This window comes from Lentzea miocenica, assembly GCF_033949945.1.
In the GTDB taxonomy this organism is placed as follows: domain Bacteria; phylum Actinomycetota; class Actinomycetes; order Mycobacteriales; family Pseudonocardiaceae; genus Lentzea; species Lentzea miocenica.
Map to the genome: position 1 here is coordinate 40,010 of NZ_JAXAVW010000014.1, position 25,184 is coordinate 65,193.

A 25,184-nucleotide genomic window follows, 5' to 3' on the forward strand; every position below is an offset into this window, starting at 1 on the left:
CAACACGCCTACGATCCGAACAAGTTTCACATTTGGAGGATCGATGAGCGACTTCCTCTGGGGAGTGTCGACGTCCGCGTTCCAGATCGAGGGCGCGTTCGCTGCCGGTGGCCGGGGTCCCTCCGTGTGGGACGAGTTCACTCCGGTACACGAGAACCAGAACGCTTCCGTTGCGTGCGACCACTACAACCGGTGGCGTGAGGACGTTGCGCTCATGGCGCAGCTCGGCGTGAACGCGTATCGGTTCTCGATCGCGTGGCCGCGCATCCAGCCGTCCGGCAAGGGACCTGTCAACGCCGAGGGCCTCGACTTCTACGACCGTCTGGTCGACGCGCTCGTCGACGTCGGTATCGCCCCCGTGGTGACGTTGTACCACTGGGACACGCCGCTGGAGCTGGAAGCCGAGGGCGGTTGGCTCAACCGGGACATCGCCGACCGGTTCGCCGACTACACCTCGCTGGTCGCGGACCGGCTCGCCGACCGCGTGAAGATGTGGATCCCGATCAACGAACCCGCGATGGTGACGTTGCAGGGCTATGCGATCGGTGAGCACGCCCCCGGCAAGACGCTGCTGTTCGACGCGGTGCCGACCGCTCACCACCTGAACCTCGCTCACGGCCGTGCGGTCGAGGTGCTCCGATCGTTCAACGCGCAAGCCGTCGGTACGGCGAACAACCACACGCCCGCCTGGCCGGCTACGCCGAATGACGTAGCAGCTGCCGAGGCGTACAGCGAAATCCACAACTGGATCTACGCGGACCCCGTGCTGTCGGGCCGATATCCCGACGCAGTCGCCGAGCTTCTGCCTATCGCCGATGGTGACCTGGCCACGATCCACCAGCCGCTCGACTTCTACGGCGTGAACTACTACAACCCGACCCGGCTGAGGAGCCCGTCCGACGGCAACCCGCTGCCGTTCGAACTGGTGGAGATCGACGAGTACCCGCGCACCGGTTTCGGCTGGCCGGTGGTGCCGTCCGGGCTGACCGAGATCATCACGACACTCCGCGAGCGGCACCCGAACCTGCCGCCGGTGCACGTCACCGAGAGCGGCTGCAGCTTCCCCGACGAGATCAACGACGCCGAGCGCGTCGCCTACCTCGACGGACACCTCAAGGCCGCGCTGGAAGCGGGCGTCGACGGCTACTTCGTGTGGTCCCTGCTGGACAACTTCGAGTGGGAGGCCGGATATTCGCAGCGGTTCGGCCTGGTCCACGTCGACTACGAGACGCAGCGACGCACGCCGCGCGACTCGTTCCACTGGTACAGAAAGGTGATCAGTGGTGAGTGAAGCCCTCGCTGAGCCGGTGGTGAGGGTTCGCCGCGGCTGGATGGCCTGGCTGTTCTGCGCGAACCTCGGGTTGTGGCTGGCGGTCTACGCGCCGATCCAGGTGCTGCTGCCGCAACAGGCCGAGCTGCTGAACAAGGCGAACAAGGAGCTGGTGTTCGGCATCGTCACCGGCTTCGGCGGCCTGGTGTCGCTGCTGGTCGTGCCGTTGATCGGGTTCCTGTCCGACCGCACGACGTCGAGGTTCGGCCGTCGCCATCCGTGGACGCTCGCGGGCGCGATCGTCGGCGCCGTCGGTCTCGCCGTGCTGGCCAACGCGCCGTCGGTGGTCGTGATGACCATCGGCTGGTGTCTGGTGCAGGCGGGGATCGGCGGGATGCTCGCCGCGCTGACCTCCGCCGTGCCGGACCGGGTGCCGGTCGAGCAACGCGCGCAGGTCGGCGGGTTGATCGGGATCAGCCAGATGCTCGGCACCGTGCTGGGCGCGGTCGTGGTGACCTTGCTGGTCAGCGGGCTTCAGGCCGGCTATCTGGCGTGTGCGGTCATCGTCCTGGGCGGCGCCATCTTCTTCGTCCTGCGCACGCCGGACACACAGCTCATCACCAAGCCGGTGCGGCCGACGTTCTGGATCTCGCCCAAGCAGCACCCCGACTTCGCGTGGGCCTGGGGCGGTCACCTCATGATCAACCTCGGCAACGCGTTCGGCACGCTCTACCTCCTGTACTTCCTCGGCGACGTGGTCCACCACGAGTCGCCGGAGGACGGTCTGCTGGTGCTCATGGCGCTGTACGGGGTGGCGCTCGCCGCAGGAGCGGTGCTGTTCGGCGCACGGAGTGATCGTTCTGGGCGTCGCAAGCCGTATGTCTACGGTGCCGCGGCCGTGATGGCGCTCGCGGCGTTGATCCTCGTGGTCTGGCCGACCTGGACCGCCGTGCTGATCGCCTCACCGCTGCTCGGCGTCGGCTTCGGCACCTACTGGGCGGTCGCGATCGCGCTGCTGACGCAGGTGCTGCCGGCGGCGTCCGATCGGGCCAAGGATCTGGGCGTGCTGAACGTCGCCAACGCGTTGCCCCAGGTCATCGCCCCCTTGCTGACCGCCCTGATCTTGGCCAACCTGGGTGGCTACCGCGGTCTGTTCGCGGTGTCGGCGCTGGCGACGACGCTGGCGGCGGTCTTGATGAGTCGAGTGCGATCGGTGGTCTGATGCAGCTGTCGGGCAAGAAGGTTCTGGTCACGGGCGCGTCCCAGGGGATCGGCGCTGAGGCCGCGTTCCGGTTCGCCGCTCATGGCGCGCACGTCCACCTTGTGGCCCGGAGCGCCGAGCTGCTTGATCTACAGGTTAAACGGATCATCGAGTTCGGCGGCTCGGCGACCGCTCACGTGGCCGATCTGGCCGACGCGGCGCAGATTCACGCGCTCGCCGAAGCGGTTCCGGCACCTGACGTGCTCGTCAACAACGCCGGCGTCGGTCGCTGGTTGTTCCTGGACGACACCACGGCCGACGAGCTGCAGACGATGACCTCCGTGCCGTACCTGGCGGCGTTGCTGCTGACCAGGGAGTACTTGGGCGCCATGCGTTCCCGCGGCTCCGGCTGGATCGTCAACGTCAACTCACCGGTGTCGCGCCTGCCGATTCCCGGCTGCGTGGGCTACCAGTCGTCGCGGTGGGCTCTTCGCGGCCTGACCGCTTCCCTGCGCCTTGACCTGCGCGGAACCGGCGTCGGGATCAGCGAAGTGGTGCCGGGCAAGGTGTCGAGCGAGTACTTCGCCAACAACCCCGGTGCGGAGGAACGGATCCCGGCGATCGCCAGGCTGATCCCCACGGTCACGCCGGCGCAGTGCGCCAAGGCGATCGTCGACGCCGTCGAGAAGGAACGCGCCGAGCACCTGTTCCCCTGGCAGCTCAAGGCGTTCGAGATCTCGGGCCGGCTTTTCCCCGGTCTGACCTCGTATCTCACGTGGAAGACGGGTACGCACCGCTGAACCGGGGAATCCCTGGGCCAAACGCCAAGGGAGGACACCCATGACCCGCAATGTCGACGGCCACCTCGTCCGCGACCCGCACGGTCTCCACGCGCAAACCGAGGACCAGCTGCGTCAAGCAACGGCGGAGGTGCACCGCCGCGTCGGCGACGCGTTCGACGAACAGGCTGTTCAGCGCGCGGTGCGCGACGCCTACGAGGAGATCCACGACCACGCGAGCATCGAGTCTTTCCTGCCGATTCTCGTTGCGAGGTCAGCGGAGCAGAAGCTCGCGGCAGGCGGCTGAAGCCGATGAAAACGGCCCCTGTCTGCGCGGGAGGTGCAGACAAGGGCCGTGGTTGGTGACCGCGGACCGGTAACGGTCGGGGAGGGAAGGTGCACGTCACCGGCCCGCGGGAATCTGTGGAGTTGTAAAAGCTGACCGGGGCCCGCGATGTAGCGGTCGGGGGTTCGCACATCGCGAGCCACCGGTCAGTAGGCGGTTTGCAGACCTGGACGTGTCGGGGGGACGCCAGGTCAGTCGCAAACGCCCGTTAGTGGGCTCGAGCCACCGCGCGGCGGGTCCGGGTGACAGGAGGGGTCACCGGGGCCTCGCGCAGATGGCGAGCCGGGCGCGGGGCGAGTCCGCCCGCAACCAGGTGTTCGTACGCGGCGCGCCACACCGAGCAAGGTGACTTCTGCTGGCGCCAACGGCCGGAGCACTCAGGGCAGTTGCCCTTCTCGTCCGGCTCGTGCGCTGCCAGCAGAGCACGCCATCCCTCGGTCAGCCGAGGGAGCTCGGATCGAGCCACCGACAGGAGGGACGGGGCGTCAGCGCGGCTCGCCAGCTCTGTGAGCAGGTCGAGGCGTTCCCACACAGCGTTGCGAAGAACCTGTCCGAGGATCGCGTCCATCGAAACGTCACCGTCACCTTTCCGCCTGGTCGGCGGCTTCGCGTAGCGCGGCCCTGAGCTGTACGAGCTGGTCGTGGGACAAGACTGCCGTCTCTCCGGGAGGGCCTACCAGGACCACTTGGCCCTGAACGACCTTCACGGTGAGCTGGCGGTCCCGGTCGACCACGTCGCCGCAGCTGATCTGCCACGTCCGACGTTGCCCGGTCATGCCGCGCCATGTGGATTCGGTGTCACCCGTCTCCACAATGGAGGTGGAGCCTGGGGAGGAGCTGTCCACTATCGGTCGTTCCTCTCCGTGCTCACTCGCTTACCGGAATCTAGATTGCGATGATTCATGCCGGAACGGGACGTCACAGCGCCCACCGGTGGAAGTCTTACGGTGAGCGGTAAGTGGTGTTCGGCAGAGCCGATCAGCTCCGCCGAAGAGGACTTCTCGACTCGGGGACCTGCCCCTAGTCTGCCGATGACGCCCAACGGACTGTGAGGGTGCGCGATGAACACCATGAGTTCCCAGGGCTCTCCGATCCCCGCCGAGGTGTGGGACCACCAGGAGATGCGGGACGCACTTGCCCGACGAGAGATCAGCTCGGTCTACCGGCTGCTCCGAAGGCACGGTGTGTCCCAGCGCCAGATCGCGGCGCTCACTGGGCAGTCGCAGTCCGAAGTCTCGGAGATCCTCAAGGGACGCCAGGTGATGGCATATGACGTCCTGACTCGGATCGCCTGCGGCTTGGGTGTCCCACGTGGATACATGGGTCTCGCCTATGACGAGACAACGGCAGTACGGGTGGCCGCAACCGCGGACTCACCCCATCCTGAGGAGGACGAGTCGGTGAAGCGTCGGAAGTTCCTCGCGCACGCCGCCGCCGTGACAGTGGGCGCGGCCGTGTTCGGAGCGGACTCCGGGTCGTGGGTTTCACACCCCACACAGACTCCGGCTCCGGGACGCATCGGCATGACCGATGTGCGCCAGGTCGAAGCGGCGACGCGGGCTCTGCGTGCCCTGGACTACCAGTACGGCGGCGGTTCCTGCCGCGACGCGGTGGTCGCCCAGCTGTCCTGGGGACAGCAGATGCTCGGTGCGAGCTCAACGGACATCGTTCGACAGCGCCTCTACGTCGCGCTGGCGGACCTGCACAACCTCGCCGGCTGGACGTCGTTCGACACGGGTCTGATGGACTCGGCCCGCAACCACTTCGGTCAGGCCCTCGACCTCGCCAAGCAGGGCGAGAACGAGGCGCTGATGGCGAACATCCTGTACCGCATGGGTCGCGTCTACTTGCACCAGAACGCCCCGGACGACGCGCTGAAGGTGTTCCAGCTGGGTCAGCTGGCCGCGCAGAACTCCGGTTCCGAACTGGCGGTGGGCATCCTGTGCGCGAACGAGGCCTGGGCCTACGCGAAGATGGGTTCCGACGAGCAGGCGCTCAAGCTGCTCGGCCGTGCGCGCGACGAGTTCTCCCGCGCGAACGTCACCGAAGCCCCTGCCTGGGCCAAGTTCTTCAACGAGATCGACCTCTCGTCCATGATCGGCACGGTGCACACGGAGCTGGCACAGACGGTGGACGCCAAGTACACGAGGACCGCCATCCCGGCGCTGTCCAAAGCGATCAACAACTTCGGTGACGAGTACGCGCGCAGCCGTTCGTTCAACCTCACCTCGATGGCGATCAACCACCTGCTCGAAGGCGACATCGACCACGGCGCCAAGATCGGTCGCCAGGCCGTCGACCTGTCGGAAAGCCTCAAGTCGGTGCGCACGAAGCAGCGCATGGAGCCGCTTCGCCAGGAGGCCGAGAAGCGCCGCAACAACCCCGAGGCCCGCGAGCTGGCGGACCGCGTCGCCCGCTTCACCGGCACCGAGTCGGCCGCCTGATCCTCCGTCTCGTTTGGGCCCCATAGCACCACGATCGGATGGCGTGGGACACGAACCGGTAACGCCAGGACCCTCGCACACGAATGCAGCATCGACGGGCGTGCAATCCACGCCCTAGGGTGCGGCAGGTCGGGGCGAAGGACGAGGTGCGGCGCGTGAGCCTTACTCGGAGGTGGCGTTCCAGGAGAGCGCTGCGTTCGGCGCAGTTGCTCGACGAGGTGGTGGACACCCAGCTGCCACTGCTGGCGGGGTTCGACGAGGAACGACGGCGCAGGTCAGCCGACTACCTCGCCGAGCTGGTGGCGCTGGCGCAGGACTACCGCTACTACGCCAACGGCTGGATCGACAGCCGCGAGCTGGACCGCCGCGGTCAGCGGACGATGAACCGGCTGGCGCGCATGCGTGAGGAATCTTCAGCCCGACTGATCACCGACTAGTCCGTTCGCGCGCAGCTCGTCGCGCTGATCGGACCACTCGCAGAGTCTGTTCGAAGCTGCGGATGTTTCACGTTGAACAATTGCCACTCCCTCACCAGGGCACGGGCCCGGCGGCGTCGAACAGGCCGCCGGTGGGACCGTCGTCGGGCAGGGTGGCCAGCTTGATCGCGACCCTGGCTCCCTCCGCGGGTGTGTCGGTCCCCTGGAAGCCGTTGAGATCGGTCGCCACATATCCGGGGCACGCCCCGTTGACCTTGATGTTCTCCAGTTCCTTGGCGTACTGGACGGTGATCGCGTTCAGGTACGTCTTCGACGGCGAGTAGGTCCCGCTGACCCCGCCGAGGGTGACGCCCGGTGTGCTCTGCAGGGTCAGCGACGCGACGTGGCTCGACAGGTTCACGATTCGCGGCCTGGCTGAGCGGTTCAGCAGCGGCAACAGCGCGTTGGTGACCCGGACGACGCCGATCACGTTGGTCTCCACCACCGCCCTGATGCTCTCCGGCGTGGCGGTCGACGGCTGATCCGGCCACCCTCCGGCGATCGCGGCGTTGTTGACCAGCACGTCGAGCCGGCCGAACCGTTCCTCGAACAGTGCTCCTGCTTCGGTGACGCTCTCGTCGTCGGTCACGTCCAACGGTACGAAGAACGCGTCAACGCCGTTCGCCTGCAGTTTCGCGGTCGCTTCCTCGCCTCGCTGACGGTCCCGCGCGCCGACTCCGACGCTCATCCCCAAGGCGCCCAGCCCTGCCGCGATCTCGTGACCGATGCCCTTGTTCGCGCCGGTGACCAGCGCGATCGTCTGTTCGCTCATGCATTTGATGTTGGTCTGCAGCGGCTTCAAGACCAACATCACTTCGGTGTGGCAGCGATACCCCGCCGGTATCGATACCTTGGACGTGTGGAGACCCGAGAGCTTCGGTACTTCGTCGCGGTCGCCGAGGAGCTGCACTTCGGCCGCGCTGCCGACCGTCTCGGCATCGCCCAGCCGCCGCTCTCGCGGACCATCGCCCAGCTCGAGCACCGCCTCGGCGTCGCGCTGCTGACCCGCACCAGCCGGAAGGTGTCGCTCACCGAGGCGGGTGCGCTGCTGCTGGCCGAGGGCAGGGCGATCCTCGGTGCGGTCGCTGCGGCCGAGAGACGCACCCGCACCGTCGACAGGCCTTCGCTGGTGCTGGCCGCCAAGGCCGGAGGTTCCAGCGAACTGCTGGCGAAACTGCTCGACGCCTACGCCGCCGAACCCGGTGCGGTAGCCGTCGACCTGCTGTTGTGCGAGGCCCACACCCGGCAACCGCTGCTCGACGGCCGGGCCGACGTGGCGATCCTGCACGAACCGTATGACTCGACCGCTGGCCTCGACGTCGAGCCTCTGCGCACCGAGAGCCAGTTCGCGATCCTGCCGACCTCGCATCCACTCGCCGGTGCGGCGCGGCTGCGGATGGCCGACGTCATCGACCTGCCGGAGCTCGCGCGCTGGCCGGAGCCCGACGGCACCTACCTTCCCGGTCCCGGCGTGGAGGTGCACAACCTGACGCAGCTGTTCCAGATGATCGCGCTGGGCCGCGCCGTCGCGGTCATGCCGGAAGTCGTCCGCACGGGTCTGCTCGAAGGCCTGGCCGCGGTACCGGTCGTGGACGCGCCGAAGGTGACGACGGTGATCGCCTGGCCGCCGCACAGCAGGTCGCGTGCCGTCGCCGACCTGGTGCGCGTGGCGATGGGATTCAGCTGACGGGGGCGCGGCTGAGCACCACCGCGAGGCCGAACGCCACGCCCATGACGGTCACCTCGAACACCGCCCACTGCACGATCGCGGTGACCTTGTGCTGGGAGATCTTCGGCAGCAGCCGCCACCGGATGTGCGCGCCGAGCACCGCGATCAGCCCCGCGCACACCGCCTTGCCGATGAACAGCAACCCGTAGCCGGTCGTGAACATCGACTGCGGGAACGGGACGACCGGGTTGAGGATCAGCTCCAGCAGGCCGTTGAACAGGCCGGTCACCGACACGACGATCAGCGAGATGGTCGCGACCTTCGAGAACTTCGGCAACGCGATCGCGAGCAGTCCCTTGCGGTAGGCGACCAGCGCCATCAACGCACCGAGCCCGCCGGTCCACGCGGCCGCGCCCAGCACGTGCAGCTCCATGGAGACCATCGAGTAGTCGTGGTACTTCCAGTTGGAAGCGTGCCCGGTCACCGGGATCGGCAGCAGACCGAACATCGAGATGAGAATCCGCAGCTCAGCGGGTACGGACTCGCCGCTGCGCACGGCCATCACGCCGATGATCAGGTAGACGAACGCGCAGGCCGCGCTGAACAGCAGGCCCTTGCCGGCGCCGACTGCTCCGATGTAGTCGATCGCGTTGCCGATGCTGACGTTGCTGCCCGGCCGCAGTTCGGCGGCCTGCAGCACGATCGCCGTCAACGCGGTGATCACCCAGACGGCGGCGGCGATGACCGCGGCCGGCCGGGCGATCCGCATGACGGGTTCGGTGTGCGTCGGACGGTCGAAGCCGAGCAGTTTCGGCAGGATCGACAACCCGACGACGATCGTCGCCGAGACGTCCAGCAGCACCCTGGTGACCGGCAGGCCGTACCGGACCGCCGCCCCGGCGTCGACGACCCCGGCGACCACGACAGGTGGTGCCAGCACGAGGCCGAGCGCGATGCCTCCGAGTGCGCCGAGGACGAGCCCGGCGAGCACGCGGTAGTGGGTGGGGGCGGTGGTCCGGACGTCACTCATGCCTTCGCGCCTCCGCCACCGCGCAGCGCGAAGAACACGCCGCCGCCGAGCAGCACCACGGCGCCGACGATCCACACCCAGATGGGCAGGCCGTCGCTCGATCCGCTGTCGCCGGTCGAGGCGTTCGCGTTCGCCGGCGTGGTGGGTGTGCCCGTGCCGTCCTTGGTCAGCGTGAACGTCAGCTCACCGGACACGGGGTGGCCGTCCGCCGACAGGATGCGGTAGCCGATCTTGTACTGCCCGGCCTTGCCGAGCGCGTTGACCTTCGCGGAGACCGCGTTGTCCTTGATCGTCGGGTCGCCCGCGACCTCGTAGTGGCCACCGTTGGCGTCCACGACCGAGATCGTGTTGATGCCCTGGCCGCCCTGCACGTCCTGGTCGAACGTCAGCGTGACGCTCGCCGGACCCGCGTCCAGCGACGTCTTGTCCTTCGGGTCGCTGCTGATCAGCGCGTTGTGCGCCGCCGCGGGGGCGGCCGTGACGAGCACGGCCGCACCAGCGAACAGGAACGCGATGAGTGCGCGCTTCATGCCTTGCGCCGCGAACGCAGGATCGCGCCGACGCCGAAGCCCAGGCCGAGCGCGCCGACGGCCAGACCGGCGCCACCGAGGTAGCGGGCGGTCTTGTCGGAGCCGGCAGCCGACGCCTCGTGCGTGTCGGTGCTGTTGGCGGCGGGCGTCGTGCCGTGGCCACCGTGGCCGTCGTCAGCGGCCTTCTTCGCGGCGAGCTTCAGCGCGGGGGCCGGGTGCTCCGGCTCCTTGCCGTCGGCACCGGCCGCCTGCGCCCAGTCCACGACCTCGCCGTTCTCGTAGGTCTGCTTCGTCGGGAGCTCCAGCTCGTCCTTGCCCTCCGGCAGGGTGCCGATCGCGACGAAGAACTCCTGGTACTCGTTGACGTTGATCTTCACACCGGGCTCGGCGGTCCAGGTGATGGTCCGATAAGCCTCGGTGATCTCCTTGCCGGCCACGGTCACGGGCTTGTCGAGCTTGCCCTTGACGACCTCGGCCTTCCACCCGGCCAGCGGCTTCGTGCGCACCGACGTGAGCGGGGTGTCCTGCGGCAGCGTCACCTCGATCTTGGTGGTGCCTGCGTTGTCGCGCTCGTTCGGCACGCGGAACGCGAAGGTGGCGCGGCCGCCCTGGGTGAACTCGGACGGCTGGGCGCTGACGTGCGCCGATGCGATGGTCGGGGTGCCGAGCACGGCGAATCCGGCAACGGCGAAGACGGCGAGCGCGCGCACGCCAAATCGATTTGTCGACATGAAGTTGTAGCTCCTGATTGCCAAAGGGGTTTGGGTTTTGGGTGATCAGGAACTACGAGGAGGTCCGCGCCTGCCGTGCGCGCGCGTGTAGAGGATCGTGTGCTCGTTCCTCATGTACGGCGTGCTGGTGAACGTCCGCACCGGCGTCGAGACCGGCTGCGGCGTGAGCCTGCGGGGGATCAGGCGGGTGACGGCGGCGAACAGCCTGAACAGGGCGTTCTCGGCGTGGAACAGCAGCAACCCGGTGAGGGTCGCGGCGACGAGGTGCGCCACGAACATCTGCCCGGTGAGCGTGTTCGTGTGCTCGTGGTTGACCCAGGTCAGCAGCAGGTGCTGCGCGAGCTGGGCCGTGCCGAGCCCGGCGATGACCGAGAGCCTGCCGGTGCGCTTGTCGGCGAGTGACGACGCGGCGAACGCGATCAGCACCACCAACGGCAACGCGTGGATGAACTCCGAAAGCTCTCCGCCGCCGAGTCCGTGCGCGGCGATCGTGAGCGTGGACGAGGTCAGCGCGAGCGCGGCACCACGAAGGGTGCGCAACTCACTCGACCGGGTGCTCACGCAAGTGAGGGTAATCGGAGGAGTTTGTCCCGGTCTATGAGTGGGTATCTAGGGCCGCATGACCGTTCAATGCGACAGGCCGGGCCGTACCGACCGGGTTGTGTTCGGCGTTGCCGCAGGTCTCACGATCGCGTTCGTGACCTGGGGAATTGTCGGAACAGACTCGTTGGCCTCTGCCTCCAAGAGCGCGCTCTCCTGGATCATCCAGAACCTGGGATGGGCGTTCGTGCTCACGGCCTCCGGGTTCGTGGTGTTCGCCCTCTGGCTCGCGTTCAGCCGCTACGGCAAGATCCCGCTGGGCCGGGACGACGAAAAACCCGAGTTCAAGACCGTCTCGTGGGTCGCGATGATGTTCAGCGCCGGCATGGGCATCGGGTTGATGTTCTACGGCGTCAACGAGCCGCTCACCCACTACGTGAAGCCGCCACCCGGCACCGAGGGCGATCCCCTCGAGACCGCGATGGCCACCACGCTCTTCCACTGGACGCTGCACCCGTGGGCGATCTACGCCATCGTCGGCATCGCCATCGCGTACAGCAGCTTCCGCCGCGGCCGGTCCTCGCTGATCAGCTCCGCGTTCGCGCCGCTGCTGGGACGTCGCGCGGCATCGGGCTGGGGTCGTGCGATCGACGTGATGGCGATCTTCGCCACCCTGTTCGGCTCGGCCGCCTCCCTCGGTCTCGGCGCCCTGCAGATCGGGAGCGGGCTGGAAGCTGCCGGCTGGGCGGGCAACGTCGGCAAGGGCGTGCTGGTCGCGATCATCGCGATCCTCACCGTGGCGTTCGTCGCTTCCGCCGTGTCGGGTGTCGCGAAGGGCATCCAGTGGCTGTCGAACATCAACATGGTGCTGGCCGTGGTGCTGGCGCTGTTCCTGTTCGTGGTCGGCCCGACGATCTTCATCCTGAACCTGCTGCCGACCGCGCTGGGCGACTACTTCCGCGAGCTGGCGAACATGGCCGGCCGCACCGCGGCGTCCGGTGGTGACGCGACCCAGACCTGGATGTCCGGCTGGACGATCTTCTACTGGGCGTGGTGGATCTCGTGGACGCCGTTCGTCGGCATGTTCATCGCGCGGATCTCGCGTGGCCGCACGATCAAGCAGTTCGTGGCAGGCGTGATCCTGGTGCCGTCCGCGGTGTCGCTCGTGTGGTTCGCGATCCTGGGCGGGACGGCGATCTTCGAACAGCGCAACGGTGTCGACCTGGCCGGTCAGTCCACACCGGAGTCGCAGCTCTTCTCGCTGCTCGACCAGTTCCCGCTCGCGGCCATCGCCGGTGTCATCGTCATGTTGCTGGTGGCGATCTTCTTCGTGTCCGGTGCGGACGCCGCCTCGATCGTGATGGGAACGCTCTCGCAACAGGGCACGATCCGGCCGGCGAAACCCGTGGTGATCTTCTGGGGTGTGCTGACCGGTGCCGTCGCCGCGGTGATGTTGCTGGTCGGCGGGTCCAACGCGCTGACAGGGCTGCAGAACCTGACGATCATCGCGGCCCTGCCGTTCATGGTCGTGATGGTCGGGCTGTGCGTGTCGCTCGCGAAGGACCTGCGTTCCGACCCGATGATCAGGCGTGAGGAACGGGTCGCCGAGGTGATGGAGGAGGTCACCGCGCACCTCGATCCAGGACAGGTGGTCGAGGACGCGGCGGTGAGGGCCGTGGCCGAGGTGACCGGGAAGGCCCCGAACGTCAGCGCACGTTCAGGCGCCTGAGCAGTTCCTGCTCCAGCATCTCCAGATCGGTTCCGACGGCCCGGTGCGCTGCTTTGCGCCGGGCCGTCGGCATGCGTTCGGCTGCGCGCACCGCGGCGAGGAGTTGGGCGAGCCGTGCCTCGGTCTTCGAAACCCAATCGGAATCAGAAGCCCGCAATGTCTCCAAGGACTCCGAAAAGCCGACAATCCGCGCGTGCAGCCGGGCGCCGTAGCCGGAGTACTTCCCGATGTCCGCGACGTCGATGCCGAGCCGGCGCGCGCGGTACCGGTCGTACTGCTCGCTCAAAAGCCCAGCTCCGCGAGCGATCACCGGGGCCAGCACCGGAATGAGCGCGGGCGCCACCACCTTCGCGACACCGACCAGGTTCTTCGCCCTGCTGGGCGTGAAGCCGGCCTTCGCTTTGCGCGCCATTCGGGTACACCTCCTCCGTCAGGAGAAACTTACTGCCCAGGTTGCCGACACATCTCCTCGACGCGCGACATACGCTGCATCCGTGACTTCCCAGGTGCAGCTAGACGCCGGCGTGGTCACTCGTTGTCGGCGGCGGGTGCACCTCGAAAACGATCCGGAGATGCGCGACGCTCCCAAGGCGGCGCCGGATCCGGCTTCGGAACAACGGAAAGCGGACGCGACGAACCACCGTCGTGCGGTGGCGGACGCGCTCGGAAGAATCGTCGGCTCCAATCTCTTCGAAGTGCCGAGCGGACCGGACGTGCGCAGCGCGGACCGGGAACGAGTGACGCTCGCCGCGATGGAGATGGGCGCGCAGTACATCTGGGGCGCCGCACTGCCGCGTGATCCGCGTGGCGGCCGGCGCGGCGGCATCGACCTGTTGGTCAAGGACTCCACCGGTTACGTGCCGGTGCTCGTGGTCCGGCACAAGATCACCGATCCCGGTCAGGGCGCGCGCACGAGCCCGTTGACGATGCCGTTGCCCGACGGCAGCCGCACGGACCCTCATCGCAAGGTCCGTCCGCAGCCGCGTGACCAGCTCAGGCTTGCCCACGCGCAACGGCAGCTGCAGGCCGCCGGATATGCCCGGAACGGGCGCGCCACCGGCGGCGTGATCGGCATGGACGCGGATGTCGTGCTGTGGCACGACCTGGAGGCGCCGACGTGGCCCGGCGGCCGCAACGCGCTGGCGGAGTACGACGCCCGGTTCAGCGACCGGTTGTCGGTGGCCATGGCTGCCGCGAACCAGAAGGACGCGCTCGCCCGCCCGTCGCGGATCGTCGACTGCAAGACCTGCCCGTGGTGGCCTACGTGCGACAACGATCTCAAGCAGGGCCGGGACGTCAGCCTCGTCGTGCGCGGCGAGGACGCGGCGGCGCTGCGCAAGATCGGCCTGTCCACTGTGGACAAGCTGGCGGAGTTCGACCCGGCCGGTGACGGCCCGATCCAGCTGGTGGGCATGCCGTTCGGCGACGCCGTGGTGCTCGCCCGCGCCTGGCTGCGGGATCTGTCCCTGGTGCGCCGCGTGCCCGAGATGAACGTGCCGCGCGCGGACGTCGAGGTCGACGTCGACATGGAGAGCTTCGGCGATCTCGGCGCGTACATGTGGGGCTGCCTGCTGTCCGGAAAGGACATCGACGAGGAACACGGCTACCGCGCGTTCGTCACCTGGGACGCGCTGCCGTGCGACGACGAGGCCCGCTCGTTCGCCGAGTTCTGGACCTGGCTCACCGGAATCCGGCTGCGCGCCAAGGCACGCGGCCTGTCGTTCCGCGCCTACTGCTACAACGAGCTGGCCGAGAACCGCTGGCTGCTGGCGTCGGCGGAACGGTTCGCCGGCAAGCCCGGCATCCCGACGGTGGCGCAGATCAAGGAGTTCATCGGGTCGGACTCGTGGGTGGACCTGTTCGGCATCGTCCGCGAGCAGTTCCTGTGCGCCCACGGCAAGGGCCTGAAGATCATCGCGCCGGTAGCGGGCTTCACGTGGCGCGATCCCGAGGCCGGTGGCGAGAACTCCATGCGCTGGTACCGGTCCGCGGTCGGGCTGAACGGTGACGAGCTGGACGTCGCCCAGCGGCAGCGGCTGCTCGAGTACAACGAGGACGACGTCCGGGCCACCCACCGCCTGCGCGAGTGGATGACCTCGGACGCCATGTCCCGTCTGCCGTACGCGGGAGATCTCTAGCGGGGAGCCATCCGGAGAGCGCCGTCCATGCGGATGACCTCGCCGTTCAGGTAGTCGTGCTCGATGATCGAGAGCGCGAGCTGCGCGTACTCGGACGGCTGGGCCAGGCGCTTCGGGAACGGGATGCCGGCGGCGAGGCCCGCGCGGAACTCGTCGGAGACCGTGGCGAGCATCGGGGTGTCGACGATGCCGGGTGCGATGGTCAGCACGCGGATGCCCACGTTGCTCAGGTCGCGTGCGGCCGGGAGGGTCATGCCGACGACGCCGCCCTTGGACGACGAGTAGGCGACCTGGCCGATCTGGCCGTCGAACGCGGCGATCGAGGCGGTGTTGATGATGACGCCGCGGGCGCCGTGCTCGAGCTCCTCGGTCTTGCCCATCGCGGCGGCGGCCAGGCGCAGCACGTTGAACGTGCCGATCAGGTTGATCTCGATGACCTTGCGGTAGAGGTCGAGGTCGTGCGGGCCGGTCTTGCCGACGGTCCTGGTCGACGGGCCGATGCCCGCGCAGTTGACCGTGATGCGCAGCGGGTTGCCGGAGCCGGCGGCGGTGTCCACGGCGGCGGCGACCTGCTCGCCGGAGGTCACGTCGGCCGACAGGTACGTGACGTTCTCGATCACGTCGGCCTTCTCGATGGCGCCGGGCAGGTCGAGCGCGAACACCTGCGCTCCACGCGCCGCCAGCGCACGTGCGGTCGCGCCGCCGAGACCGGACGCGCCACCCGTGACGATGGCCGCGGTACCCGAGATCTCCATGCCTTCATCCTCCTCGAGAAGAACTGCTCGCGAGGAGGTTAACGCTCGTTACCTGAACATCAACGGTCGGTCCAGTGCAGCAGCGCCACCAGAGGCACCGCCGCCAGCAGCGCGAGGCCGATGAAGATCGTCGCGATCGTCAGAATTCCCATGCTGAGAACTGTGCCGTTCGACCGTGTTCGAAACATCCTCCGCGCCGGTAGACCTCTAGTAGGAGATCTGTCACGGTCAGCTACAACGAAAGTCGTACGGCCTTCTAGGGGCGGCCAACCGGGCGATGCTGCCCGGTTCGCGCTTGCCAGCTGTGCACTGCTCCATTTGGGTGTGGGGCGTGCGTCACTCGGAGTCACGCAATTTAGTTAGCGTCGCATACCTTTATGGGGTGTTCACCACGCGCCCCGAACTCGTCGGCACCTTCGGCATGGTCGCTTCGACCCACTGGCTGGCCTCCTCTGCGGCCATGTCCGTGCTGGAGGACGGCGGTAACGCCTTCGACGCCGCAGTGACCGCCGGATTCGTGTTGCAGGTCGTGGAACCGCACCTCAACGGCCCCGGTGGCGAGGTTCCGATCATCTTCGCGGCGGCTGGGTCCGCGCCGCGCGTGCTCTCCGGTCAGGGTGTGGCGCCGGCCGGTGCGTCGATCGAGCACTACACGTCGTTGGGCCTCGAGCTGGTGCCCGGCAGCGGGCTGCTGGCCGCGACGGTGCCGGGTGCGTGGGACGGTTGGCTCACTCTCCTGCGTGACCACGGCACCAAGTCGTTGCGCGACGTGTTGGACAAGGCGATCGGCTACGCCCGTGACGGCTTCCCGCTGATCTCCCGCGTCGTCGACACCATCGAGATGGTCTCCGACCTGTTCCGCGATCACTGGCAGACCTCCGCCGCGCAGTGGATGCCCGGCGGGTCGCTGCCGGTGCGTGGCGGCCGTTTCCGCAACCCGAAGCTCGCCGACACGTGGGAGTGGTTGCTGGCCGCCGCCGAGGCCGCCGGCTCGGATCGTGAGGCGCAGATCGAGGCCGCGCGCCGGGCGTGGTCGCAGGGGTTCGTCGCCGCGCAGATCGACGAATTCTGCCGTTCGGAGTTCCGCGACGACTCGGGCCGTGACCACGCGGGTGTGCTGACCGGTGCCGACATGGCGTCGTGGGAGGCGTCGTACGAGGACGCGCTGACTGTTGATTTTGGCGAGTGGTCGCTGGTCAAGGCCGGTGCGTGGACGCAGGGACCCGTTCTGGCGCAACAGCTCCGGTTGCTGGAGGGCTACGACCTGTCCTATGTGGACGGCAAGCCCACCGCGGAGACGATCCACCTCGCTGTCGAAGCCGCGAAGCTCGCGTTCGCTGACCGGGAAGCCTGGTACGGCGACGTCAGCGACGTCCCGCTCGAGACCTTGCTGTCTCGCTCCTACGCCTCCGACCGTCGGGCGTTGATTGGATCCGAGGCTTCCTTCGAGCTGCGTCCCGGCTCGCCCGACGGCCGGGAACCGTTGCTGCCCAAGCACATCGTCGGCGGCCCGTCGGCACTGGTGACCGACCCGACCGGGGCGATCGGCGAACCGACCGTGGCACGTTCCGGCGTGACGCGCGGAGACACCGTGCACGTCGACGTGGTGGACCGCTGGGGCAACATGGTCTCCGCGACCCCGTCCGGCGGCTGGTTGCAGTCGTCGCCGACGATCCCGTCGCTCGGCTTCTGCCTGGGCAGCCGCGCCCAGATGTTCTGGCTGGACAAGGGTCTGCCGAACTCGCTGGCTCCCGGCAAGCGCCCGCGGATCACGCTGTCGCCGTCGATGGCACTGCGCGACGGTCAGGCGGCGCTGGCGTTCGGCACGCCCGGCGGGGACCAGCAGGACCAGTGGCAGCTCGGCTTCTGGCTGGCGCACCAGGCGGGGCTGAACCTGCAGGAAGCGATCGATTCGCCGATGTGGCACTCGAACGCGTTCCCGAGCTCGTTCTACCCCCGGGCCTGGACACCCGGCGAACTCGTCATCGAGTCACGTGTGGGAAGGGCCGTTCTTGATGACCTGCGTTCGCGCGGGCACCAGGTGGTCGACGCCGGCGAGTGGACCTTGGGCCGGATGTCCGCCGTCGCGAGGGATGTGAGCGACGGACTCCTGCGCGCCGGTGCGAATCCACGCGGCGCACAGGGTTACGCGGTAGGACGTTAGCCGCCGATGACCTCGGTGCCGTCGTGGATCATCTCCACGTTGGCGCCACCGAAGTTGTGCAGCGTGCTGATGCCGGCGCTCTCACCGAGGTCGCTGACCTTGCTGATCGGGTCGACGTCCGGCAGCTGCGGCGCGGGCGACGGCGCGGCCTGCGCGGTGCCGGCCAGTGCGGCGATCGCACCGGCGGCAATACCAGCGGACGCGACGATCTTCTTGATGCTCAAGGCGTTTCGCTCCGTGAATAAGTGGAACGGCGCCCGATTCGAGGGGGAGGGAATCGGGCGCCGCCCCGGCCAGGAAGTACTGGTTGGATCAGATGTCGACGTGCGCGAAACCGTTCCACGGAGCGGTCGGCTCGTTGAGGCCGAGCAGCGTGGCGGCGGGAACGCCGTTGCCGCCGGCGTCGACGTTCTCGACGAGCGCGGTGACGTCCGCGTCCTGCGCGTTGACGGCCTGGATCTTGCCGGCCACGTCCGAGGTGTCGACCTTCGCGAGGTCGCCGGCGGTCGCGATTTCGCCCAGCTGCCCGCCGATGTCGGGCTGCGTGTGAGCAGTGGCGTCCGCGGTGTCAGCGTGCGCGATACCACCCAGGCCGAGCATGACGGTGGCGCTGCCGAGGGCAACAGCGGCCCCGGTGACGGTCTTCCTGAGGTTCATGGGCGCGAACGTTTCGTGTTCGGACCCTCTACATCAAGCTGCGTAACTCAGGCGAGGGAACTTCTTCATCCTTTGGCATGACGATCGTCATCAAGGCTGGGCTTGCTACCGAAGGTCACCATTCAGGTCGTGTTGAACATGGCGGGCCCGCGCGAAATAGGACAAGCCGTGTCATTCCGGTTGCCCGTTCGGGCATGGTTCAAAGTCGCTACAAAGCGTGGCGACTCCGAAAAGAACCAACAAGCCTAGGCGATCGCGCCCGGTGGAAGCTTCAACTTGAACGGCAACGTCGTCACGACAGCCAGGTCGGAAGCGGTCGCCTTCATCAGCATGGGCGCGTTGCGGGCACCGGGCTCAGGCAGGTCCAGCAACCTGTCCACAGCCTCGACCAGTGGCCCCTCGTAGATCCACACGGCCTGGGCCGGGCGGGCCGAGTCGCGGACCGCGGGCAGACGTCCCGCGCGCGCCTCTGTCTCCGACCAGAACAGGATCGAGTCGATGAACCCTCTGCGCTGCTTGAACGCCATGATGCGGTCGAGCTGGCCGGCGTCGTCCCTCAGGTGGAGGAACTGAAAGCCGTTCTCGCGCAGCTCGATGACCTTGCTCAGTGCGTGGTCCATGGCGCACCTACCCCTGTGAGGTCCCCTTCGGGTGACTGATCAGTCATACGACCCGAAAGGATCGTACGGTAAGTCAACGTTCGTCCGTAAGACGTACTCCGAACGAGTATCTCAATTGGTGGACGTCTGTGGCTTAGGGTAATCACGGACGTCCTTGTTGGAGGAAACGGCCAGGAGGGCCATTACGGTTCGCGTCAGGAACGCCAAACCGCCTAATGTGACTAATGTCACTGTGATCCACATGTGTCGCCTCCGAGTGGTGACCTACACCCGTAGTAGACGTCTAGCACTCCTCATCGGTTGCAAGTCGCACCGACTCGCGTTCTTAACAGAGTCCCTGCGAGAGATCTCACGGCCGCGCCAATCCGCCTCGGCGGGACAGGTAGCTGTGCGACGATCGGCCGTCATCTGTTCGCGCTGATCAAGGGCGGTTTGGGGATGTTCGTTCGCCGGGTTGCGGTCGTCGGGGCCGGGTACGTCGGGCTTACCTCAGCTGCCTGCCTCGCGTCGCTGGGGCACCACGTCGTCTGCGCGGACATCGACGAGAAGAAGGTCGAGCAGCTCAGGAAGGCCGAAGTCCAGATCTTCGAGCCAGGGCTCACCGAACTCGTCCAGGAGGGCATCGCCGCCGGGCGCCTGGAGTTCGTCGTCGGCGTGCGCAACGCCGTGCAGGACGCCGAGGTCGTGTTCCTCTGTGTACCGACGCCGATGGGTGAAGGTGGCGCGGCAGACCTCAGGGCCGTCGAAGCCGCGGTCGCCGAGATGAAGGACCTCCTCGCGCCGGGGACGGTCGTCGTCAACAAGTCCACGGTTCCGGTCGGCACCGCGGCCCGCGTCCTCGAACTGCTCGGGCGCGACGACGTGTTCGTCGCCAGCAACCCGGAGTTCCTGCGCGAGGGCAGCGCGGTCAAGGACTTCATGCACCCCGACCGGATCGTCGTCGGCAGTGACGCCCAGAACGCCGCTGAGCGCGTGTCCGCCCTCTACGCACGCCTGGGCGCTCCCACGGTCCTCATGGACGCCGCCAGCGCCGAGCTGGTGAAGTACAGCGCCAACTGCTTCCTCGCGATGAAGCTCAGCTACGTCAACGCCATGGCCGAGCTGTGCGAGCGGCTCGGCGCGGACATCGCCAACGTCACCGAGGGCATGGGCTTCGACCAGCGCATCGGGCAGTCGTTCCTGCAGCCGGGGCCGGGCTGGGGCGGGTCGTGCCTGCCCAAGGACACGCACGCGCTGCTGCAGATCGCCGAAGCGGCCGGGCACGAGTTCGAGCTGCTCAGCGCCACGATCAACACCAACGAGAAGCAGAGCCGGCTGATCATCCGCAAGATCGCGGACGCGGTGGGCGGAGACCTCGCGGGCAAGAAGCTCGGGCTGCTGGGTCTCGCGTTCAAGGCGGGCACCAACGACCTCCGCGACTCCCCGGCGCTGAAGATCGCGAAGATGCTCAAGAACGAGGGCGCCGAGCTCATCGCGTACGACCCGGCCATCCCGAACGCGGTCGAGGGCGTCACGGACGACGTCACGGTCGTCGACGACGTGCAGCAGGCGGCGAAGGACGCGAACGCGCTCGTCGTGCTGACCGAGTGGCCTCAGTTCCGGTCGCTGGACTGGGCGGCGCTCGCCGGGACGATGACCGGGCAGGTCGTGGTGGACACCCGCAACCTGCTCGACGTCGACATCCTGACGCGCGCCGGCCTCACCTCACACGGAGTCGGCCGCTAACGCACCAAGGCGTGCGCCGAGTACCACTCGATCGTCTTCACGAGACCCTCGCGCAGGTCGACCTCGGGCTCCCAGCCCAGCAACGACTGCGCGCGGGTGATGTCCGGCTTGCGCTGCGTCGGGTCGTCGGTCGGCAGGTCCGAGTACTCCAGGCTCACCGACACCCCGGTCAGCTCGCCGACGATCTGCGCGAGCTCCAGAACGGTGATCTCCTGCGGGTTGCCGAGGTTCACCGGGCCGAGCTCGCCCTTGAGGTCCGCCAGCGCGAGGATGCCGCGGACCAGGTCGCCGACGTAGCAGAAGCTGCGGGTCTGCTTGCCCGTGCCGTAGACGCTCAACGGCTTGCCGCTCAACGCCTGGTGCACGAAGTTGGACACCACACGGCCGTCCGTGGCGTGCAGGCGCGGGCCGTAGGTGTTGAAGATGCGCACGACGCCGACGTCGAGCAGGCCCATGCGGTGGTAGGCGCCGAGCATGGCCTCCGCGTACCGCTTGGACTCGTCGTAGACGCTGCGCGGGCCGATCGGGTTGACGTTGCCCCAGTACTCCTCGGGCTGCGGGTGCACCTGCGGCTCGCCGTAGACCTCGCTGGTCGACGCCTGGATCAGGCGGGCGCCCTTCGCCATCGCCATCTCGGCGACCTTCTTCATGCCCGTCGAGCCGACCTCCAGCGTCTCCAGCGGACGCTCGAGGAACTTCGGCGGCGACGCGGGGGAGGCGAAGTTCAGCACCAGGTCGACGGGACCCTCGACGGTCCAGTCACCGCAGATGTCCGCCTCGATGAACTCGAAGCGCGGCTCGTCCGCGTACCTCGTGACGTTTTCCTCGAGCCCGGAGGAGAAGTCGTCCACGACCACTACCGACCAGCCGCGGTCGAGCACCGCGTCTACCAGGTGCGATCCGATGAATCCCGCACCGCCGGTGACCACTGCACGCATGGCGTGAACCAACCCCTCCCCCAGGACCAAAGACACGAACGAGTGAAACCTAGGCTACGAAACGCCTATGGCTAGGCGTTTTGCGCCTCCCAGTTGCTGAGCCACACGTCACGCGCCTCGCGCTCGCCGCGGATGGACGACAGCCAATCACCGAGGGCGTCCACCTGCAGTTCGAGCGCACCGGACATCAGGCGCGGGCAGCTCTCCCGGACGGCGTCGAAGCCCGCGTCCTGGGAGATGTTCGTGAGGCTGAGCATCGAGGTCGCCGACTGCCGGTAGCGGCCGACGATCGTCTGCACGTGCGCCGCGTGCCCGCCGCTTTCCGCGACCCGGCACCACAGCTCGTAGTCCTCCCACCCGTGCAGGCGGCGGTCCAGCGTGTAGCCCTCGAGCTTCTTCAGCGCCTCGTGCCTGATCAACGCCATCGCGTCGATGTAGTTGCCGTAGCGCAGCCGCCACGGCTCCCACGGCCACACGCCCATCAGGCCGACGGGCCCGGTCGAGTCGAACCGCTGCAGCACGCCGTACGCGAACGACGCGTCCGGTTCGGCGTCGATGGCGGCCACCAGGCGTTCCAGGCCGGTCGGCACGATCGCGTTGTCCGAGTCGAGCACGAACACGAGCTCGCCGCGCGCGTGCCGGAACGCCTCGTTGCGCGAGCGCGGCAGACCGCGGTTGACCGGGTGCCGCACCAGCGTCATCGGGACGTGCGGGCTGCGGTCCATCCACTTGCGCACGGTCTCGTTCGAACCGTCGTTGGAGCAGTCGTCGACGACGATGATCTCGAGGTCGTTGTACGAGCCGGACGCGGCGGACTCCAGCGCTTCCACGACGTACGGCTCGTGGTTGTACAGAGCCATGATCACCGAGACGCGCGGTGTGCTGCGGTCCCACGCGGGCGTGCGGCGTTCGACCACCGGCGTCGGGTCGATCGCAGGGTCGGTCGAAACGCGCCGGCGCAGGTCGATGATGTCGAGCCGCATCTCGCGGATCGCCTGGCGCACCGCGTCGATGCTCTCGGGCTGACGCTCCCAGGACGGCGTGATCTTCTGCCGGAACGGCTGCGTGCGGCTCGGGCCGAGCTTCAGCTGGTGGCCCTCGTGGGTCCCCCGCAGGTCCTGAGCCACCGACACGAGCTTCTCGACGCCGACGGAGAAGGGGTTCTCCTGGATCAGCGCGTAGGCGTTGCGGCGCAACGTCTTCAGCCGGTCTGGGTCCTCCAGCAACGAGGCCAGCGCGTGCGGCATCGTGGACAGCGCGGAGAACACCAGGTGCTCGTTGTGCTGGAACGGCTCGGTGTGCAGCGAGGTCTCGGACAGCATCACCGCACCGCAGTGCGCGGCCTCCGCGGCGCGCAGCCACTCGAAGTACGGCTCGTCCGCCTGGTGGATGTTGACGAGAACCTTGGTGCCCGCCAACAACTCCCGCTTGCGCTCACCCGTCACGAACGCCGCGTGGTCGCCGATGTTCGGCGCCGCGTTGTCGGACAGGATCAGGCGGCTGCGGCGGGACCACAGCTGCCGGCCGATCTTGGACAGCGCGTGCTCACGACGTGGCGTCGCGCAGCCCAGGAACAGCACGTCCAGCTCGTGCTCGTCGGCGTCCGGGTCGAACTTGTCCCACGAGGGCGTCCAGCCGAACTGCAGGTGCTCCGCCGCGATGCCCTGCGCCTGGTAGCGCTTGACCGACAGGGTGCTGAAGTCGAACACCGCGCCGAGCTTGTGTCCGTAGTAGACGTTCGTGTCGAAGTGCGACGACGACGGCTGCTCGGCGGTGATCCCGATGCAGCGCCTGGCCAGCCGCGGGTCCTCCAGGAACTGCCCGCCCTCCAGCACCGCGTACTCGTGCGTGGGCAGCAGGACGAAGACGTCGTCGGGCTCGGTGTCCACGACGGACGTCACGACGTCGGCCGGCACGCCGAGCCGGTTCGCCTCGTCGACGATGGCCTCGGCCAGCTCGTGGAAGAACGCGTTCTGGAACCGCGACTGGACGACGCGCAGACGCAGATCAGGCCGCTGGTCAGGCATTGCGGCCGCCCTTGATCACGCCGGTGGCCTTGCGCAGAGGTGCCGTGACGCGCCACGACGTGGAGCGCTCGAGGTCCGCGATCTTGTCCTGCAGCGTGGTGCGCCAGTGCTGGTGCTCGCGGATCTCCTCGTCCAGCCTGCGGTTGAGGCGGTCGTTGTCGCGGGCGTACTCGGCGAGCAGCGTGGTGGCCTCGTCGAGCGCGGTGAGGCGTTCGGCGGCCTTGGCCAGCTCGGTGTACTCGTTCTTGAGGTCGTGGAGCTCCTGCGCCACCACGTATTCGCGGCGGCGGGACTCCTCCAGTTCCGCGAGGGCCTTGCCCAGCGCGTCCTCCAGACCGGTCGCGACCGACTCGGCGCGCTCACGGGCGGCCTTCTGCTCGTCGGCGAACTGGAGGCTGCGCTCCAGCTGGTCGGTGGCCGGGTCCGCCTCCGGGGTGACGACCTGGGACAACGGGTGGCGAGCGATGCCGCCCTTCGTCTTGGTCCTCGCAGCGGCGGTGACCGCGGCCTGCAGGTGCTTGACCAGCGAGTCCTCGGAGTAGTGCTCCTGGACCCACGCGCGGTAGGTCCGGCGCTCCTCGATCGACGGCTCCTGCGCGAACACCGCGGCGGCCTTCTCGACGATCGTCAGCACGTCGGCGTCCTCGACCGCGTGCGTGCCGGGAGCCTTGAACAGCTCGGCGCCACCGCCCGCCGGGTAGCCGATGACGACACAGCCGGCGGCGAGCGCCTCGGCGACGGGCAGGCCGAAGCCCTCGTCCCGGCCGAGCCCGATGAACACGGACGCGTCCGCGAGCTCGTCGGCGATCTTCTGCTCGGTCACGTCGTCGAGCGACACGACCTCGACGTCCGCGAACCGCTTGTCGTTGCGGAACAGCGTGGTCAGCACGGCGGCCTCACGCGGGCGCTTGCGGGGGAGCAACACGATCTTGCGCTTGCGCTCCTCGGCGAAGCGGTACAGCTCGGTGTCGATCACGTACGGCACCAGCTGGACCTTGAGCTTGGGGTGCAGTGCGCCCAGCACCTTCACGCTGACCTCGGAGCCCGCCCACACCTGCGGCGCGGGCTTCCACGCCGGGTAGTCGGTCCCCGTGAAGTTGTCGTAGGTGTAGTAGTGGTTCTGGTTGTAGACGACCTTGCGCACGCCGGGCGCCGGGTCGAACCCGTCCAGCACCATGACCTCCGGGACGACCAGCAGGTCGTCGGGGCCGAGCTCGCAGGTCTCACCGCTGATGACCTTCGCGGTCGAGGTGAACCACCCGACCTGGAACCCCTCGGCGAAGTGCCACACCTTGGCGTCGAAGCCGGTGCGCTCAGCGAGTTCCGCGTGCCGGTACATGGCGCGCACGCCGCCGGACGGCTCCGTGACGTCCGGGACTACGTACACGACCTGGCGAGTCATGGTCGACATCAAT

General features: G+C 68.0%; 25 protein-coding genes. 11 read left to right on the forward strand and 14 right to left on the reverse strand.

Features of this window, described 5'->3' with window-relative positions:
• Nucleotides 1–43 precede the first annotated feature (43 nt).
• Genes SK803_RS18090 through SK803_RS18105 form a run of 4 tightly spaced genes read left to right on the forward strand, consistent with a single transcriptional unit; the run spans nt 44 to nt 3,557 of the window.
• Nucleotides 44–1,291 carry a GH1 family beta-glucosidase gene (locus SK803_RS18090; RefSeq protein WP_319967182.1) on the forward strand — a complete coding sequence of 416 codons (1,248 nt, stop codon included), beginning with the start codon at nt 44–46 and terminating at the stop codon, nt 1,289–1,291.
• Nucleotides 1,292–1,331: 40 nt separating this feature from the next.
• A complete protein-coding gene (locus tag SK803_RS18095) occupies nt 1,332–2,492 on the forward strand; it encodes an MFS transporter (protein WP_319967370.1) in 1,161 nt (386 codons plus the stop codon).
• Nucleotides 2,492–3,271, forward strand: coding sequence for an SDR family NAD(P)-dependent oxidoreductase (locus SK803_RS18100; RefSeq protein WP_319967183.1), 780 nt, complete (start codon nt 2,492–2,494; stop codon nt 3,269–3,271). The genes SK803_RS18095 and SK803_RS18100 overlap by 1 nt, the downstream gene beginning before the upstream one ends.
• A gap of 40 nt (nt 3,272–3,311) precedes the next feature.
• Complete coding sequence (locus SK803_RS18105) at nt 3,312–3,557, forward strand: three-helix bundle dimerization domain-containing protein (protein ID WP_319967184.1); 246 nt, start codon at nt 3,312–3,314, stop codon at nt 3,555–3,557.
• A gap of 247 nt (nt 3,558–3,804) precedes the next feature.
• Here SK803_RS18105 and SK803_RS18110 read toward each other — a convergent pair whose 3' ends face one another.
• Complete coding sequence (locus SK803_RS18110) at nt 3,805–4,164, reverse strand: hypothetical protein (protein WP_035909125.1); 360 nt, start codon at nt 4,162–4,164, stop codon at nt 3,805–3,807.
• Nucleotides 4,165–4,657: 493 nt separating this feature from the next.
• Between SK803_RS18110 and SK803_RS18120 the strand changes: the two genes are divergently transcribed.
• Both SK803_RS18120 and SK803_RS18125 read left to right on the forward strand, forming a co-directional pair.
• The gene (locus tag SK803_RS18120; protein WP_319967185.1) at nt 4,658–6,040 is read left to right on the forward strand and encodes a helix-turn-helix transcriptional regulator; all 1,383 of its coding nucleotides are present in this window, start codon (nt 4,658–4,660) and stop codon (nt 6,038–6,040) included.
• Nucleotides 6,041–6,195: 155 nt separating this feature from the next.
• A complete protein-coding gene (locus SK803_RS18125; RefSeq protein WP_093596166.1) occupies nt 6,196–6,477 on the forward strand; it encodes a hypothetical protein in 282 nt (93 codons plus the stop codon).
• 91 nt (nt 6,478–6,568) lie between these two features.
• Here SK803_RS18125 and SK803_RS18130 read toward each other — a convergent pair whose 3' ends face one another.
• Nucleotides 6,569–7,288 (reverse strand): SDR family oxidoreductase, encoded by a 720-nt coding sequence (locus SK803_RS18130; protein WP_319967186.1) that lies wholly within the window; start codon nt 7,286–7,288, stop codon nt 6,569–6,571.
• 87 nt (nt 7,289–7,375) lie between these two features.
• Between SK803_RS18130 and SK803_RS18135 the strand changes: the two genes are divergently transcribed.
• Nucleotides 7,376–8,203, forward strand: a complete 828-nt coding sequence (locus SK803_RS18135) for a LysR family transcriptional regulator (RefSeq protein ID WP_319967187.1) — start codon at nt 7,376–7,378, stop codon at nt 8,201–8,203.
• Here SK803_RS18135 and SK803_RS18140 read toward each other — a convergent pair.
• From SK803_RS18140 to SK803_RS18155, 4 genes are read right to left on the reverse strand one after another with little or no spacing between them, the layout of a single operon-like run.
• On the reverse strand, nt 8,196–9,215 hold the full coding sequence (locus SK803_RS18140; RefSeq protein WP_319967188.1) for a copper resistance D family protein: 1,020 nt from the start codon (nt 9,213–9,215) through the stop codon (nt 8,196–8,198). The genes SK803_RS18135 and SK803_RS18140 overlap by 8 nt on opposite strands.
• Entirely contained in the window at nt 9,212–9,745 is a 534-nt protein-coding gene (locus tag SK803_RS18145) for a copper resistance CopC family protein (RefSeq protein WP_319967189.1), read from the reverse strand. The genes SK803_RS18140 and SK803_RS18145 overlap by 4 nt, the downstream gene beginning before the upstream one ends.
• On the reverse strand, nt 9,742–10,476 hold the full coding sequence (locus SK803_RS18150; protein ID WP_319967190.1) for a YcnI family copper-binding membrane protein: 735 nt from the start codon (nt 10,474–10,476) through the stop codon (nt 9,742–9,744). The genes SK803_RS18145 and SK803_RS18150 overlap by 4 nt, the downstream gene beginning before the upstream one ends.
• 45 nt (nt 10,477–10,521) lie before the next feature.
• The gene (locus tag SK803_RS18155; RefSeq protein WP_319967191.1) at nt 10,522–11,037 is read right to left on the reverse strand and encodes a hypothetical protein; all 516 of its coding nucleotides are present in this window, start codon (nt 11,035–11,037) and stop codon (nt 10,522–10,524) included.
• A gap of 58 nt (nt 11,038–11,095) precedes the next feature.
• Here SK803_RS18155 and SK803_RS18160 point away from each other — a divergent pair, with 58 nt between their 5' ends.
• Nucleotides 11,096–12,745 (forward strand): BCCT family transporter, encoded by a 1,650-nt coding sequence (locus tag SK803_RS18160; protein WP_319967192.1) that lies wholly within the window; start codon nt 11,096–11,098, stop codon nt 12,743–12,745.
• Here the strand turns inward: SK803_RS18160 and SK803_RS18165 are convergent.
• Nucleotides 12,723–13,157 (reverse strand): DUF6474 family protein, encoded by a 435-nt coding sequence (locus SK803_RS18165; RefSeq protein ID WP_319967193.1) that lies wholly within the window; start codon nt 13,155–13,157, stop codon nt 12,723–12,725. The genes SK803_RS18160 and SK803_RS18165 overlap by 23 nt on opposite strands.
• An 82-nt stretch (nt 13,158–13,239) precedes the next feature.
• Between SK803_RS18165 and SK803_RS18170 the strand changes: the two genes are divergently transcribed.
• On the forward strand, nt 13,240–14,883 hold the full coding sequence (locus SK803_RS18170) for a TM0106 family RecB-like putative nuclease (RefSeq protein WP_319967194.1): 1,644 nt from the start codon (nt 13,240–13,242) through the stop codon (nt 14,881–14,883).
• Here SK803_RS18170 and SK803_RS18175 read toward each other — a convergent pair.
• The gene (locus SK803_RS18175; RefSeq protein ID WP_319967195.1) at nt 14,880–15,638 is read right to left on the reverse strand and encodes an SDR family NAD(P)-dependent oxidoreductase; all 759 of its coding nucleotides are present in this window, start codon (nt 15,636–15,638) and stop codon (nt 14,880–14,882) included. The two genes, SK803_RS18170 and SK803_RS18175, sit on opposite strands and share 4 nt — an antisense overlap.
• A 382-nt stretch (nt 15,639–16,020) precedes the next feature.
• Between SK803_RS18175 and SK803_RS18180 the strand changes: the two genes are divergently transcribed.
• A complete protein-coding gene (locus tag SK803_RS18180) occupies nt 16,021–17,802 on the forward strand; it encodes a gamma-glutamyltransferase family protein (protein WP_319967196.1) in 1,782 nt (593 codons plus the stop codon).
• On the opposite strand, the gene SK803_RS18185 is transcribed toward SK803_RS18180, so the two are convergent.
• The 3 genes from SK803_RS18185 to SK803_RS18195 all read right to left on the reverse strand — a co-directional run bounded on the left by SK803_RS18185 (nt 17,799) and on the right by SK803_RS18195 (nt 19,079).
• Nucleotides 17,799–18,026: a hypothetical protein gene (locus SK803_RS18185; protein WP_319967197.1), complete on the reverse strand. Its 228-nt coding sequence runs from the start codon at nt 18,024–18,026 to the stop codon at nt 17,799–17,801. The genes SK803_RS18180 and SK803_RS18185 overlap by 4 nt on opposite strands.
• 88 nt (nt 18,027–18,114) lie before the next feature.
• Nucleotides 18,115–18,459 (reverse strand): hypothetical protein, encoded by a 345-nt coding sequence (locus SK803_RS18190; RefSeq protein WP_319967198.1) that lies wholly within the window; start codon nt 18,457–18,459, stop codon nt 18,115–18,117.
• Nucleotides 18,460–18,704: 245 nt separating this feature from the next.
• Nucleotides 18,705–19,079 (reverse strand): hypothetical protein, encoded by a 375-nt coding sequence (locus SK803_RS18195; RefSeq protein WP_319967199.1) that lies wholly within the window; start codon nt 19,077–19,079, stop codon nt 18,705–18,707.
• A 438-nt stretch (nt 19,080–19,517) separates the two neighbouring features.
• Between SK803_RS18195 and SK803_RS18200 the strand changes: the two genes are divergently transcribed.
• Complete coding sequence (locus SK803_RS18200; protein WP_319967200.1) at nt 19,518–20,804, forward strand: UDP-glucose dehydrogenase family protein; 1,287 nt, start codon at nt 19,518–19,520, stop codon at nt 20,802–20,804.
• Here the strand turns inward: SK803_RS18200 and SK803_RS18205 are convergent.
• The 3 genes from SK803_RS18205 to SK803_RS18215 all read right to left on the reverse strand — a co-directional run bounded on the left by SK803_RS18205 (nt 20,801) and on the right by SK803_RS18215 (nt 25,180).
• A complete protein-coding gene (locus SK803_RS18205) occupies nt 20,801–21,742 on the reverse strand; it encodes a UDP-glucuronic acid decarboxylase family protein (RefSeq protein ID WP_319967201.1) in 942 nt (313 codons plus the stop codon). The two genes, SK803_RS18200 and SK803_RS18205, sit on opposite strands and share 4 nt — an antisense overlap.
• 71 nt (nt 21,743–21,813) lie before the next feature.
• Nucleotides 21,814–23,769, reverse strand: coding sequence for a glycosyltransferase (locus SK803_RS18210; RefSeq protein ID WP_319967203.1), 1,956 nt, complete (start codon nt 23,767–23,769; stop codon nt 21,814–21,816).
• Nucleotides 23,762–25,180: a glycosyltransferase gene (locus tag SK803_RS18215; RefSeq protein ID WP_319967204.1), complete on the reverse strand. Its 1,419-nt coding sequence runs from the start codon at nt 25,178–25,180 to the stop codon at nt 23,762–23,764. Before SK803_RS18215 ends, SK803_RS18210 begins: the two co-directional genes overlap by 8 nt.
• Nucleotides 25,181–25,184: the final 4 nt, after the last annotated feature.